This window comes from Collimonas fungivorans, from assembly GCF_028292705.1.
GTDB lineage: Bacteria > Pseudomonadota > Gammaproteobacteria > Burkholderiales > Burkholderiaceae_D > Collimonas > Collimonas fungivorans_B.
On sequence record NZ_JAQGLV010000356.1, the window covers coordinates 1 to 13,459 of the forward strand.

A 13,459-nucleotide genomic window follows, 5' to 3' on the forward strand; every position below is an offset into this window, starting at 1 on the left:
CCTGCAGGTCTTTGGCGAATTCGATAATCAGAATCGCATTCTTGGCCGACAAGCCGACCACGGTAATCATCCCGACCTTGAAGTACACGTCGTTCGGCATGGCGCGCAAGGTAACCCCCAGCAGCGCACCGAGAATACCGAGTGGCACCACCAGCATCACTGCCAGCGGGATCGAAGTGCTTTCATACAATGCCGCCAGCACCAGGAATACAGCGATCAGCGACAGCAGGTACAGCATCGGTGCTTGCGAACCGGAAGTTTTTTCTTCCAGCGACTGGCCAGTCCACTCAAAGCCGAAGCCAGGAGGCAGTTTGGCAGTCAACGCTTCCATTTCATCCATCGCTTCGCCGGTGCTGTGGCCAGGCGCTGCGCCGCCGGAAATCTTCATCGCCGGATAGCCGTTATAGCGCGACAGCTGTACCGGACCTTTGATCCAGTGCGAGGTAGTGAATGACGAGAACGGCACCATGGTTCCTTGGGTGTTCTTGACATACAGCCTGGCCAGGTCTTCCGGTTGCAGCCGCTGCGGCGCGTCCGCCTGCACGATCACGCGTTGCTGACGGCCCTGGTTCGGGAAGTCGTTCACGTAAGATGAGCCAAGCGCGGTCGACAGCGTGCTGTTGATGGCGCTGAACGATACGCCCAGGGCGTTGGCCTTGTCGCGGTCGATATTCAGCTCCACTTGCGGCGAATCTTCCAGGCCTTCAGGACGGACGCCAGCCAGGATCTTGCTTTGCGACGCCATGCCCAGGATCTGGTTACGTGCTGCCGTCAATGCAGCGTGTCCCTGGCCCGAACGATCTTGCAGGCGGAAAGTAAAGCCGGTGGCGTTACCCAGTTCCGGGATCGGCGGCGGGTTCAGCGGATAGACGATGGCGTCCTTGATTTGCGAGAACACGCCAAACGCCTTGCCGGCGATCGCATCGGCAGAATCAGCCGGGCCACGTTCGCTCCAGTCCTTCAGCGGAGTAAACACCAGGCCGGCATTCTGGCCGTTACCGGAGAAGCTGAAGCCGGTAATTGCCACCACATTGGCCACGGCAGGCAGGCTCGCGTAATACTTTTCGATCTGCTTGATGACTTCCAATGTACGGTTGCTGCTGGCGCCCGCAGGCAATTGGACGTTGGTGATGATGTAGCCCTGGTCTTCGGCCGGCAGGAACGAAGCCGGCAAGCGCGTGTACAGCACGCCTACGCAAATCAGGATCGCACCGTACACCACCAGGTAGCGGCCGGTCTTGGTCAGCATCTTGGCGATCACGCCCTGATAGCCGTTGGTGGTTGCGTTGAACTTGCGGTTGAACCAGCCGAAGAAACCCTTCTTCTCATGGTGGTGTCCTGCTTCCACCGGTTTCAGGATGGTGGCGCACAGCGCAGGGGTCAGCGTGAACGCCATCAGTACCGAGAACACCATCGAAGCGACCATCGACAGCGAGAACTGACGGTAAATCGCGCCAACCGCGCCGCTGAAGAACGCCATCGGGATGAATACCGCAATCAGCACCAGGGTGATGCCGATCAGCGCGCCGGTGATCTGGCCCATCGCCTTGCGGGTCGCATCGCGCGGCGACAAACCTTCTTCGCTCATGATGCGTTCGACGTTTTCCACCACCACGATCGCATCGTCAATCAGGATACCGATCGCCAGCACCATGCCGAACATGGTCAGCACGTTGATCGAGAAGCCGAACAGCAGCAGCGTCGCGAATGTACCCATCAGCGCCACTGGCACAACCACGGTCGGAATCAAGGTGTAGCGGATGTTTTGCAGGAACAGGTACATCACCAGGAACACCAGGATGATCGCTTCCACCAGGGTCTTGACCACTTCTTCAATCGAGATCTTGACGAATTTCGAAGTGTCGTAAGGGATTTCGTATTTGACGCCAGCCGGGAAGTACTTGGACAGTTCCTTCATCTTGGCTTGCACAGCGGTAGCAGTGCCGAGCGCGTTGGCGGTTGGCGACAGCTGCACGCCGACGAACGATGTCGGCTTGCCGTCGAGGCGGCCGGCAGTCGCATAGGACTGGCCGCCGATTTCGATGCGAGCCACGTCGCGCAGGCGCACGATCGAGCCATCCGAGTTGGCGCGCAGCTGGATATTGCCGAACTGTTCGACAGTATTCAGCTGGCCGGTTGCCACCACGGTCGCGGAGATCTGCTGTGTACCCGGGCTAGGCAAATCGCCCAACGTACCGCCGGCGACCAGCGCATTTTGCGCGGTGATGGCGGCTGTCACGTCAGCCGGCGTCAGGCTCAGGCCAACCAGCTTGACCGGGTCGATCCAGATCCGCATGGCGCGTTCGGTACCGAACAGCTGTGCCTGGCCTACGCCCGGCACCCGTTTGATTTCATTGAGCACGTTGCGCGACAGGTAATCACCCAGCGCGATCGGATCGAGCTTGCCGTCGGTCGAGGACAGGCCGATGAACATCAGGAAGTTACTACGCGATTTGGTGACTTGCACACCGTTCTGCGTAACCACCGCAGGCAGCCGTGCTTCAACCCGTTTCAGGCGGTTCTGCACGTCCACCGCTGCCAGGTCGGCATTGGTTTCCGGGGTAAAGGTAACGGTGATGGATACCGAACCGTCGGCCTGGCTTTGCGACTCGATGTATTGCAAGCCGTCGGCGCCGTTCATTTCCTGTTCAATCAGGCTGGTAACGCTATCGTCAATGGTCTGCGCGGTGGCGCCGGGATAGGAGGCGCTAACGACAATCGTTGGCGGTGCAATCGAAGGATACTGCGCCACCGGTAATTGCGTGATCGCCAAAGCACCCCCGAGCAGGATGAAGATGGCGAGCACCCACGCAAATACGGGGCGGTCGATGAAAAACTTGCCCATTAATAGGCTCCTTATTTAGCAGTAGATGTAGCAGCTGACGCAGCTGCGGCACTGGCGCTGGCGCCGGCTGCTGCAGCGGGTGCGGCTGTGGCTGCCGGGGCAGCATTAGGCTTCCATGGCGACGGATTGACCGGCGCGCCTGGTTTCACCTTTTGCAAGCCATCAACGATTACCTTGTCGCCGGCCTTCAGGCCTTCAGTGACGATCCACTTGTCGCCCTGCGCGACATCGGCGGTCACCGGCCGTACGGCCACTTTATTGTCGGCCCCGATCACGAACACCGAAGCGCCGTTGAGGTCGCGCTGGACGGCCTGTTGCGGCACGGTCAGGGCGGAGGCGTTGACTGCCTGCTCAAGCTTGGCGCGTACGTACATGCCAGGCAACAGGCTGCGGTCCGGGTTAGGGAATTCAGCGCGCAGCGTAACCGAACCGGTGTTGGCGTCGACCGTCAAGTCGGAAAACAGCAGCTTGCCGGTTTGCGGGTAAGTGCGGCCGTCTTCAGTCACCAGGGTGACCTTGGCCAGGCCGGCGCCGGCGCTTTCCAGCTGGCCGCTCTTCATTGCCTGCTGCAATTTGAGGATGTCGGTGCTGGACTGGGTCAGGTTGACGTAGATCGGATCGATCTGCTGCACCACAGCCAGCTGCGTTACTTCGCCCTGGCCGACCAGCGCGCCCTCGGTCACCAGCGCCTTGCCGATGCGGCCGGAAATCGGCGAGGTTACGGTGGCGTAGCCGAGATTGAGGCTGGCGGTCTGGCGAGCGGCCTTGGCGGATGCCACATCTGCCGCAGCTTGCTTCTGGGCGGCGAAGGTGTCGTCGTAATCCTGTTTGCTGACCGCATTGACGTCCACCAGCGGCTTGTAGCGCTGTGCTTTCAGGGTCGCGGTAGTCAGGTTTGCTTCAGCCTTGGCCAAAGTCGCTTGCGCACTGTCGTAAGCGGCTTGCAGCGGCGCCGGGTCGATCTGGTACAAGGTCTGGCCAGCTTTTACATCGCTGCCTTCGCGGAAATTCCGCTTGAGCACGATGCCGGCTGCCCGGGCGCCGATCTGGGCGATACGGGTAGCTTCCAGCCGACCTGGCAATTCCGTGGTGAGGGCCAGGCGTTCCGGGGCGATGGTGACGAAGGAAACACCGGCTGGCGGTTGCGCTTGGGCTTCCGGTTTCTTGCCGCAGGCGGCAACTGCGGACAGGAGCGCGATAGCCAGGGTGATACGCGTGAGACGACTGATAGAGCTAACTGAATTCATAAAATTCTCGCACGGTAATTGAGGAAAGACTGCAAATCTGACAGGTGACTCTATTTCTGGAATTGACATAGGATATATAAGTAATTGCTTTGGTGCACCGGATGCTTTGCCAGAAAGCGGGTGGAACAGCCGGAATGCTGCTATTATACATACATGCATGAATGTATGCGTTGTGTATATACGATGTCTGTATTGCCAATTAATTATTTGCTGCAAATGCACAAAGTATCGTAACAGTTTGGAGGTCGGCTCAAAATGGCTAGAAGTACAAAAGAAGAGGCACTGGAAACCCGCGGCCGCATCCTGGATGCGGCGGCCGAGGTGTTTCACCAGCATGGCGTAGCGCGCACCACACTGGCTGACGTCGCCAGCGCCGCTGACGTAACGCGCGGAGCTATCTATTGGCACTTCAAGAACAAGAGCGACTTATTCGATGCAATGTGCGAGCGGGTGCGCCTGCCGATGGAGGCGATGATAGAAAGAACCGCCGACGAAAATGCGCATGATCCTTTGAACCAGTTCCGCAACAGATGTTTGTTTACCCTGCAGGAGGCGACGCTGAATCCGGAGTCGCGCAAGATTTTTGAAATCGTCCTGCATAAATGTGAGCTGGTCGATCCGGAAGATCCGATCTATATTCGCCAGCACGAATGTTTTTTGCAAGGCCGCACCGATATCGAACGCTTGTTGCGATTTGCGATTGCGAAAGGGCAGTTGCCGCGCGAGCTCGATCCTATACTGGCTGCGGTCATGGTGCAAGGCTTGCTGTTCGGCATCCTGAACAACTGGACCTTCAGTCCGCAGAGTTTTGATCTGGCGGAAAACGTTTCGAAGGTGGTCGACAACTGCATCCACATGTTCAAGACTTCGCCGTTTTTGTTGAAAAAAAGCGGTTGAAAACCAGCGAAACCTGAGCGCGCCTTCGAGTCGCCTAATATACCGCCGGCGTCAGCAAGGCATTGATTTGCTGCAGGTCTTCTTCTTTCAAGGCGCCTACCGCTGACTTCAGCTTCAGGCTATTCATCAGCGTATCGTAACGCGCCTTGGCCAAATCCCTGCGGGTCGAATACAGCTGCTGCTGCGCGTTCAGCACATCGATATTGATACGCACGCCGACCTGGTAACCGAGCCGGTTCGAGTCCAGCGACGACTGGCTGGAAATCTCCGCCGCTTCATACGCCTTGATCTGGGCCAGGCCGCTATTGACGCCCAGATAGGCCTGGCGCGCATTCAATGCTGCATTCCTGCGCGCGCTCTCAAGATCCGAGCGCGCCTTGTCTTCCAATGCTACCGCCTGCCGCACGCCGCTGTTGACGGCGCCGCCGGCATACAGCGGGATAGTCCACTGCACGCCGATCGAGTTGGTCATCTGCGAAAGATTATAAAAAGGGATGGGGCTGCCGCTGACATCCGAATGCGCGCGGCTGGCCACCAGGTCGACCGTCGGCAGATGGCCGGCACGGTTCCTCTTGATCTCGTATTTTGCGCTACTGAGTGCAATTTCCTGGCCGACCACGCCGAAATTCTGCTGTTCGGCGCTGCTGACCCAGCTCTCGATCGCAGCCGGCTGCGGCGCGCTCAGCTGGACGCCGGCACGCAGGGTCGCCAGCGGCGCCGGCGGCTTGCCGATAATCTGTTGCAGCACGTTGCGAGCGACTTCGAGGTTGTTGCCGGCGGCGATTTCCTGCGCGATCACCAGATCGTAGCTGGCCTGCGCCTCGTTGCTGTCGGTGATGGTGGCGGTGCCGACTTCGAAATTGCGTTTGGCCGATGCCAGCTGCTCGGCAATCGCGCTTTTCTGGGCTTGCAGCGTCGCCAGCACGTCTTGCGCCGTCAGCGTATCGAAGTAAGCCTGGCTGACGCGTAGCATCAGGTCTTGTTCAGCTTGGGCAAACGTTACCTCGCCGGCGGCGACCGACAGCTTGCTTTCCTGGTATTGCTGCCAATACGCCGGGCGGAACAGCGGCTGGGTGAGCTGCAGGCTGTAATTGTTGGTGATGGTTTTCCAGGATTCTCCGGCCCGGCTGTAGTTGCCGCCGAAACCGACCACCGGCAGCAGGGCGGCGCGTCCCTGGATGCTGGTTTCATTGCTGGCGCTGAGCGCATAGCGTGCGCTGGTGTATACCGGATCGTTGGCCAGCGCTTGCTGATAGGTCTGGACCAGGTCGACTGCATGTGCATTCACGGCCATAGTCAGCAATGCGCTTGCGATCAACGAGGCCATCAGGGTATTGCGCATTACACTCTCCGGAACAGTGGCGGCAGGTGGGTATGGTCTGGCTCAACAGGGCCTGGGGCCTAGTAGGTCGGCATGGCCGGATCCACCTGCTGCGCCCAGGCGTGGACGCCGCCGGTCAGGTTGCTGACCGCGGAGAATCCTTGGCGCTCAAGAAACGAGGCGACCTGCATGCTGCGCGCGCCGTGGTGGCAGATGCAGACGATCGCCTGGTCCTCTTCCAGGTCATTCAGGCGCGCCGGCACCGTTTGCATCGGCATCAGCTGCGCCGCGGCAATGTGGCAGGTCTCGTATTCCCACGGTTCGCGCACGTCCAGCAACAACGGCGTCGGACGCTGCGGATCGGCGATCCAGGCGGCCAGTTCTGAGGCGGTGAGATGTTGCATAGGCAGGCTTAGAATTTGAATTGGGAGTGAACGGCAGCTTCGCGCAGCGGTTTGACGTTGGTTTCAAACAGGTGGACCGTGCTGTAGTTGCTGTCCGAAGTGCGGGTAATGATCTGCGCCGACATCACCGGCGCTTCGCCCAGGATGGCGACAATCCGGCCGCCGACATTGAGCTGCTTGAGGAAGGCGTCAGGCAGGGTCGACAGCGAACCGGAAATCACGATCACGTCGTAGGTCTTGCTTGCGCTTTGATCCCAACCCTGGGCGCCGTTGCCAAGCACTACCTCGACATTGGTGATGCCGTAGGCAGCCAGGTTCTTTTCGGCCAGCGCTTTCAGCTCGGGATCGATTTCTACCGTCGTCACATGCCTTGCCTTGTAGCACAGCAAAGCCGCCATATAGCCAGAGCCGGCGCCGATTTCCAGCACTTGCTCATGTTTCTTCACGGCAGCTTGCTGCAGCAGGCGCGCTTCGACCTTGGGCGCCAGCATGCTTTCGCCGTTCGGGCCGGGCAGCGGGATTTCGGTATCGGAAAACGCCAGGCTCTTGTAAGCGGCAGGGACGAATTCCTCGCGCCGTACTACCGTCAGCAATTCCAGTACGTCCAGTTCCAGCACGTTCCAAGGGCGAATTTGCTGTTCGATCATGTTGAAGCGGGCTTGTTCGATATTCATGGTTAAGGCTCGGTAGTGAAAATAAAGGGCTTATTCTATCAAAGGCCACCCTCAAAACCTATTGCACGCTACGCTTTGCTGACCAGGCCGTGCAGGCAAAGATCGATAAAACTGTCAAGGTAACTGCCGGCATCCACCGGCTCCACATGGCAGGGGTTGAGCGGCTGTTGCCACATCATCAGCATGATCACCGGCGCGATCAGCACGTTGGCGGTCTGGCGCACATCGATTGCGCGGAACTCGCCGCGCTCTATGCCACGCTGCAGCATGCGCACGATCATGGCTTCGCCGCGTTCGCTGACTTCTTCGCGATGGAAGGCCGCCAGCTCCGGGAAATTGCCCGACTCGGCCATCAGCAGCTTGGTGATCCCGGCCAGCTTGGTGGCGCCGATCTGCTCCCACCAGCCCAGCAGGATTTCGCGGAACAGGTCGACGCTGGGACCCTGGTAGCCGTCGATGATATCTTCCGCTTCCGCCAGCGCCGGCAAGATGTTTTCACGCACCACTGCCTTGAACAATTCTTCCTTGCTCTCGAAATACAGGTACAACGTGCCCTTGGATACACCCGCCAGGGCCGCGACGTCGCCCAGCCTGGTGGCGGCAAATCCGCGTTCGACGAACAAGTCCAGTGCGGCCGCCAGCAGTTCCTGCGGGCGCGCGTCCTTGCGTCTTGCCCAACGGGGTTTGGAGCTGAAAGGGCAGTTCATGAATACTTGGTTTCCTCAGTTACTACTTATTACTGACTTAAGAGTCAGTAATGTAAGCGGCAACCGTGGGAGTGTCAAGAAAGGTCGATAGGCGCACCGGAACTTAAGGGTACGCGCGGCGATTGCCGGTAGAATCTGGCCTTCGGTTAAATCGGTATTGCCACAGGCTGCAGATGTTTTCAAAAAAACCATTCATTGGCGAGGGCGGGGCATGAGTGCGCAAATGAGTGCGCAAGGCAGCGCTTGCCGCCCGGATTGCGGCGCCTGCTGTACGGCGCCATCGATCTCGTCGCCTATCCCCGGCATGCCCGGCGGGAAACCGGCGGGCGTGCGCTGCATCCAGCTGGACCAAGCCAATCTTTGCCGGATTTTCGGCAGTCCCGACCGTCCCGCGGTGTGCGCCAGCCTGCAGCCGGCGCCGGACATGTGCGGCAGTTCCCGGGCGCATGCGATGCATTACCTGGCGACGCTGGAACGTTTAACCGCCGCGTAGGGTCTGTCTGCAGACAGAATAAGGAAAATCCGAATGCAAATGAAAAATTTCACCTCCGTTACAAAGATGCCGGCGCTGCTGGTTGTGCTGGCTGGGCTGTTGCTGTCTTCCTGCGCGGCCCTGATCGGACCGCGCAATGTCGAATTTCCATTGGCTAAATTGCAGCAATCGGTAGACAAGCGTTTGCCGTTTTCCCAGCGTTACCTGGGTCTGTTCGAAATTACCGCCGACAAGGCCCAGCTCAGCTTGCCGCCCGAGCAGAACCGCCTCGGGCAGAATCGCCTGGCCATGACAACCGATGTGGTGCTGACCATGCCGCTGCTGGGCAAGTCGTGGAACGGCAAGATGGCGATCTCGGGCGTACTGTTCCTGGACAACCCGCATAACGCGGTGACCTTGCAGGAGCCGAAGCTGGACAGCCTGGTGCTCGACGGACTGGACAACACCTACGCTGCGCAAGTGACGCAGATCGGCAATCTGCTGGCGCATCAGCTGCTGACCAACCTGCCGCTATATACCTTCAAACCGGAAGACCTGCATTATGCCGGCGTCGCTTTCATGCCGACAAAAATCGGCACTCGGGCAGAAAATCTGGTGGTCACGTTTGAACCGGTAAAATAGCCGGCAGGTTTTAAGAAAACACTCGCAACAATACGTTTGCCAGGGCGGTATCATTCGCCCCGGCGCTTGATTTCCTTTCTCTTACTACTCCCACACTACATGGATATTATTCTCGCGTTAAAAGTGCTCATCATGGGCCTGGTCGAGGGATTCACCGAATTCCTGCCTATCTCGTCGACCGGCCACCTGATCCTGGCCGGCAGTTTGCTGGATTTCACCGCCGACATCACGCGGGAAAAAGCCGAAGTGTTCGAGATCGCGATCCAGGCCGGCGCGATTTTCGCCGTGTGCTGGGAATACCGGGCCCGCATCGGCGCGGTCTTGCGTGGCCTGGGCAGCGATCCCAAGGCGCGCAAGCTGGTCGTCAACCTGGTCATCGCCTTTGTGCCGGCCGCGATACTGGGACTTTTTTTCAGCAAGATGATCAAGGAAAAACTGTTTGCGCCTTTGCCGGTGGCGATTGCGCTGATCGTCGGCGGTTTCATCATCCTCTGGGTCGAGCGCCGCAACAAGGGCGGCGACCGTGTCGCCCGGGTCGAGTCGGTGGACGACATGAGTGCGCTTGACGCCTTGAAGATAGGCGTGGCCCAGGCGTTTGCGCTGATTCCCGGCACCAGCCGTTCGGGCGCCACGATCATCGGCGGCATGATGTTCGGCCTGTCGCGCAAGGCGGCTACCGAGTTTTCGTTTTTCCTGGCGATTCCCACCTTGTTTGCCGCCACCATCTATTCGCTGTACAAGGACCGCGCGCTGCTGTCGGCTGCCGACATCCCGCTGTTTTCGATCGGCACCGTCGCCGCGTTTGTGTCGGCATTTCTGTGCGTACGCTGGTTGCTGCGTTACATCAGCAGCCATGATTTCACCGCGTTTGCCTGGTACCGGATCGTGTTCGGCCTGGTGGTGATCGTGACCGGCTACACCGGCTGGGTGAACTGGACGCATTGAGCCGGAGAGTCGTCCATGTTTTAAACGATAGTTGTCTCACCCTGAACAGGAGAGTGTTGTGGCAGGTGTATGTTCCGCTGGTACCGATATCGGGTTTGCATCGCTGGATTATGTGCAGGTCGCGATCCTTGGCGTAATTCAGGGCATCTCTGAGCTATTGCCGATTTCTTCCACTGCGCACATGCGCATCGTCCCGGCCATACTGGGCTGGCACGATCCCGGCTCGGCGTTTTCGGCGGCGATGCAGCTGGCGGCGCTGGCGGCCGTGGTCAGCTACTTCTGGCGCGACGTGCGCGAGGTGACCGTCGGCAGCATCAACGCGGTACGCGAGCGCAATTTCAGCAGCCCGTCGTTCCGCCTCGGGATGGCGATCATCCTGGCGACGATTCCGATCGGGATCGCCGGGCTGGCGCTGGCGCCGGTGCTGAACGCCTGCGGCTCGCCGCTGCGCAGCCTGAGCGTGATCGGTTACGCCTGCATTGCCATGGGGGTGTTGCTGGCGATTGCCGAGCTGAGTTGCCGCCATCGCCGCACGGTCGGCGAGATGCGCTTGCGCGACGCCCTGATCGTCGGCCTGGCGCAGGTAGGGGCATTGATACCGGGTGTATCGCGTTCCGGGTCGACCCTGACCGCCGCCTTGTTCCTCAATTTCAAGCGTGAAGAAGCGGCGCGTTTCTCTTTCCTGCTCGGCCTGCCGGCGATCGCCCTGGCCGGCTTGAAAGAGCTGCTGGTGCTGTTCCACCTGCATATGCCGCTGCAGACCTGGATGCTGCTGATTTTCGGCCTGGTGGTCGCCAGCGTCTCGGCTTTCGGTGCGATCTGGGGATTGATGAAATTCCTGGAGAAATTTTCCACCTGGCCGTTTATCGTGTATCGCATCGCCTTGGGGATTTTCCTTCTGACGGCTGTACACAACGGGTTCCTTAGCTAAAAGTATTTGATGTCACATTTGCCACATCCAGACGTATCCGCCGGTTCCGACCCGCAAGCACTCCACATACTGCAAACGGTATTCGGTTATCCCTCTTTCCGTGGCCAGCAGGCTGAGATTGTCAGCCACGTAGCCAACGGCGGCGATGCGCTGGTGCTGATGCCGACCGGCGGCGGCAAGTCGCTGTGCTACCAGATCCCGGCCTTGCTGCGGGACGGCGTCGGCGTGGTGGTGTCGCCGCTGATCGCGCTGATGCAGGACCAGGTCGACGCGCTGGCCGAAGTCGGCGTGCGCGCAGCCTTCCTGAATTCGACACAGACCTACGAAGAAGCCTCGCAGATCGAACGCCGCGTGCGCAACGGCGACCTCGACCTAGTGTATGTGGCGCCGGAGCGCCTGCTGACGCCGCGTTGCCTGGACCTGCTGGAATCATCCAAGATCGCCCTGTTCGCGATCGACGAGGCGCACTGCGTTTCGCAATGGGGGCATGATTTCCGGCCTGAATACATCAAGCTGTCGATTTTGCACGAGCGCTTCCCGCAAGTGCCGCGAATTGCACTGACGGCCACCGCCGACCAGCAGACCCGAGAGGAAATCGCGCTGCGTCTGCAGCTGGAGCAGGGCGCGCGTTTCGTTTCCTCTTTCGACCGTCCCAATATCCGCTACCAGATTGTCGAGAAGGCCAACGGCCGCAAGCAGCTGCTCGATTTCATCCAGAGCGAGCACGCGGGCGACGCCGGCATTGTGTATTGCCTGTCGCGCAAGAAGGTTGAAGAGACCGCTGAATTCCTAGGGCAGCAGGGGATCCAGGCCTTGCCTTACCACGCCGGCATGGACTATGCGCAGCGGACCAAGAACCAGGGGCGTTTCCTGCGCGAAGACGGCATCGTGATGGTGGCTACCATCGCTTTCGGCATGGGGATCGACAAGCCGGACGTGCGGTTTGTCGCCCACCTGGACCTGCCGAAAAGCATAGAGGGTTATTACCAGGAAACCGGCCGCGCTGGCCGCGACGGCGGGCCCGCCAATGCCTGGATGGCGTATGGCTTGCAGGACGTGGTGCAGCAGCGGCGCATGATCGACGAATCAGAAGCCGGCGAAGTCTTCAAGCGCGTGCTGGGCGTCAAGCTCGATGCGATGCTCGGCCTGTGCGAGACCCTGCATTGCCGGCGTGTGCGTTTGCTGGATTATTTTGGCCAGGGTTCCGAGCGCTGCGGCAATTGCGATACCTGCATGAGTCCGCCGGTGTCCTTCGACGCCACGGTGGTGGTGCAAAAGCTGCTGTCGACCATCTACCGGGTCGACCAGCGTTTCGGCGCGATGCATGTGATGGATGTCTTGCGCGGCATCGATTCCGACAAGATCAAGCAATGGCGCCATGAGCAGCTTTCCACCTTTGGCATCGGCAGCGATCGCAGCGAAGCCGAATGGCGGGCCATCTTGCGGCAGTCGATTGCGTTGGGCCTGATCACGGTCGACCATGAAGCGTACAGTGCGCTCAAGCTGACCGACGCTGCGCGCCCGGTGCTGCGCGGCGAGCAGCCGGTGCAGTTGCGGCAGTACCAGAAACCGGTCAAGCAGAAACGCAGCGGCAGCAAGCCCAAGGGATATGTCGAAACCGACCTGTCGACGCTGGAACAGGCGATTTTCGAGAAGCTGCGCTGGTGGCGGGTCGAGACTGCGCGCAAGCACAACGTGCCGGCTTATGTCATCTTCCACGACGCCACCATGCGTGAAATCGCCAAGGCGCAACCGGCGTCGCTGGACGATCTGCGCGGTGTCAGCGGCGTCGGCGAGAAGAAGCTGGAGACTTACGGCGCTGAAATTGTCGAGCTGATTGCCGAATTCACCTGACGTCTCGGCGGCGCTCGGCAGCAGCGCCGCCGGACCATTTAAGCGGTAGTGCCCAAGGCCGCCATCAGGGCCTGCCTGATTTTCGCTTCTTGCGGAGCTACCCCAAAACCTACCATCACCCCTTGCGCATCAAAGAAGCGGCAGATGGTGGTCGCGCCATCCACTTCGGTTTCCCAGCGTCCGGCCGCCACGGCATGTGACGGCGGCGGCACCAGCGCTAGCGGGTAGCTCGGGGTCTTGACGATCACCGGTGAATGTTTCAGGTCGATCGCAGTATCTTCACCCGTCAGGGTCTTGGCAATCGCGCGTGCTGCGGTAAGGATCGGTGCGATGTATGGCAGGGGGCTGGTGCGGCCTTCACTGTCGACGCGGTACTCGGCGCAGTCGCCCAGCGCATAGACATCTGGAGCGCTGGTGCGGCCATGGCTGTCAATCATGATGCCGCGGCCGGTAGCCAATTTGGCTGCCTGCGCCAGCGCCAGGTCAGGACGCAGGCCGACCGCAGACAGGACCACATCGG

13 protein-coding genes are annotated in these 13,459 nt (G+C 59.9%); 6 read left to right on the plus strand and 7 right to left on the minus strand.

Going from position 1 to position 13,459, the window contains the following annotated elements; all coding sequences use genetic code 11:
• Together JWQ61_RS19750 and JWQ61_RS19755 are read right to left on the minus strand one after the other, a co-directional pair.
• On the minus strand, positions 1 to 2,845 hold a 2,845-nt coding region (locus tag JWQ61_RS19750; protein WP_304362007.1), incomplete at its 3' end, for an efflux RND transporter permease subunit.
• Positions 2,846 to 2,856: 11 nt separating this feature from the next.
• Complete coding sequence (locus JWQ61_RS19755) at positions 2,857 to 4,092, minus strand: efflux RND transporter periplasmic adaptor subunit (RefSeq protein WP_304362008.1); 1,236 nt, start codon at positions 4,090 to 4,092, stop codon at positions 2,857 to 2,859.
• A 255-nt stretch (positions 4,093 to 4,347) separates the two neighbouring features.
• Between JWQ61_RS19755 and JWQ61_RS19760 the strand changes: the two genes are divergently transcribed.
• The gene (locus JWQ61_RS19760; protein ID WP_304362009.1) at positions 4,348 to 4,989 is read left to right on the plus strand and encodes a TetR family transcriptional regulator; all 642 of its coding nucleotides are present in this window, start codon (positions 4,348 to 4,350) and stop codon (positions 4,987 to 4,989) included.
• Positions 4,990 to 5,023: 34 nt separating this feature from the next.
• Here the strand turns inward: JWQ61_RS19760 and JWQ61_RS19765 are convergent, their stop codons facing one another.
• From JWQ61_RS19765 to JWQ61_RS19780, 4 genes are all read right to left on the minus strand, one after another.
• Entirely contained in the window at positions 5,024 to 6,331 is a 1,308-nt protein-coding gene (locus tag JWQ61_RS19765) for a TolC family outer membrane protein (protein WP_304362010.1), read from the minus strand.
• A 59-nt stretch (positions 6,332 to 6,390) separates the two neighbouring features.
• Positions 6,391 to 6,714 (minus strand): rhodanese-like domain-containing protein, encoded by a 324-nt coding sequence (locus tag JWQ61_RS19770; RefSeq protein WP_304362011.1) that lies wholly within the window; start codon positions 6,712 to 6,714, stop codon positions 6,391 to 6,393.
• Between the two features lie 8 nt (positions 6,715 to 6,722).
• The gene (locus tag JWQ61_RS19775) at positions 6,723 to 7,388 is read right to left on the minus strand and encodes a protein-L-isoaspartate O-methyltransferase (protein ID WP_304362012.1); all 666 of its coding nucleotides are present in this window, start codon (positions 7,386 to 7,388) and stop codon (positions 6,723 to 6,725) included.
• A gap of 68 nt (positions 7,389 to 7,456) precedes the next feature.
• A complete protein-coding gene (locus tag JWQ61_RS19780; RefSeq protein ID WP_304362013.1) occupies positions 7,457 to 8,095 on the minus strand; it encodes a TetR/AcrR family transcriptional regulator in 639 nt (212 codons plus the stop codon).
• A gap of 211 nt (positions 8,096 to 8,306) precedes the next feature.
• On the opposite strand from JWQ61_RS19780, the gene JWQ61_RS19785 reads away from it, so the two are divergent.
• The 5 genes from JWQ61_RS19785 to recQ all read left to right on the plus strand — a co-directional run bounded on the left by JWQ61_RS19785 (position 8,307) and on the right by recQ (position 12,939).
• Positions 8,307 to 8,588, plus strand: a complete 282-nt coding sequence (locus tag JWQ61_RS19785) for a YkgJ family cysteine cluster protein (protein ID WP_304362014.1) — start codon at positions 8,307 to 8,309, stop codon at positions 8,586 to 8,588.
• 33 nt (positions 8,589 to 8,621) lie between these two features.
• Positions 8,622 to 9,209 (plus strand): DUF1439 domain-containing protein, encoded by a 588-nt coding sequence (locus JWQ61_RS19790; protein WP_304362015.1) that lies wholly within the window; start codon positions 8,622 to 8,624, stop codon positions 9,207 to 9,209.
• A gap of 99 nt (positions 9,210 to 9,308) precedes the next feature.
• Positions 9,309 to 10,154 (plus strand): undecaprenyl-diphosphate phosphatase, encoded by an 846-nt coding sequence (locus tag JWQ61_RS19795; protein ID WP_304362016.1) that lies wholly within the window; start codon positions 9,309 to 9,311, stop codon positions 10,152 to 10,154.
• A 58-nt stretch (positions 10,155 to 10,212) separates the two neighbouring features.
• On the plus strand, positions 10,213 to 11,085 hold the full coding sequence (locus tag JWQ61_RS19800) for an undecaprenyl-diphosphate phosphatase (RefSeq protein WP_304362017.1): 873 nt from the start codon (positions 10,213 to 10,215) through the stop codon (positions 11,083 to 11,085).
• 9 nt (positions 11,086 to 11,094) lie between these two features.
• Positions 11,095 to 12,939 (plus strand): DNA helicase RecQ, encoded by a 1,845-nt coding sequence (gene recQ / locus JWQ61_RS19805; RefSeq protein ID WP_304362018.1) that lies wholly within the window; start codon positions 11,095 to 11,097, stop codon positions 12,937 to 12,939.
• 38 nt (positions 12,940 to 12,977) lie between these two features.
• Here recQ and JWQ61_RS19810 read toward each other — a convergent pair.
• On the minus strand, positions 12,978 to 13,459 hold a 482-nt coding region (locus tag JWQ61_RS19810; protein WP_304362019.1), incomplete at its 5' end, for an FAD-dependent oxidoreductase.

Bases quoted from the DNA above. Each gene is read 5' to 3' on its own strand.
- JWQ61_RS19755 (WP_304362008.1), bottom strand. From the start codon at position 4,092: ATGAATTCAGTTAGCTCTATCAGTCGTCTCACGCGTATCACCCTGGCT.
- JWQ61_RS19760 (WP_304362009.1), top strand. From the start codon at position 4,348: ATGGCTAGAAGTACAAAAGAAGAGGCACTGGAAACCCGCGGCCGCATC.
- JWQ61_RS19765 (WP_304362010.1), bottom strand. From the start codon at position 6,331: ATGCGCAATACCCTGATGGCCTCGTTGATCGCAAGCGCATTGCTGACT.
- JWQ61_RS19770 (WP_304362011.1), bottom strand. From the start codon at position 6,714: ATGCAACATCTCACCGCCTCAGAACTGGCCGCCTGGATCGCCGATCCG.
- JWQ61_RS19775 (WP_304362012.1), bottom strand. From the start codon at position 7,388: ATGAATATCGAACAAGCCCGCTTCAACATGATCGAACAGCAAATTCGC.
- JWQ61_RS19780 (WP_304362013.1), bottom strand. From the start codon at position 8,095: ATGAACTGCCCTTTCAGCTCCAAACCCCGTTGGGCAAGACGCAAGGAC.
- JWQ61_RS19785 (WP_304362014.1), top strand. From the start codon at position 8,307: ATGAGTGCGCAAATGAGTGCGCAAGGCAGCGCTTGCCGCCCGGATTGC.
- JWQ61_RS19790 (WP_304362015.1), top strand. From the start codon at position 8,622: ATGCAAATGAAAAATTTCACCTCCGTTACAAAGATGCCGGCGCTGCTG.
- JWQ61_RS19795 (WP_304362016.1), top strand. From the start codon at position 9,309: ATGGATATTATTCTCGCGTTAAAAGTGCTCATCATGGGCCTGGTCGAG.
- recQ (WP_304362018.1), top strand. From the start codon at position 11,095: ATGTCACATTTGCCACATCCAGACGTATCCGCCGGTTCCGACCCGCAA.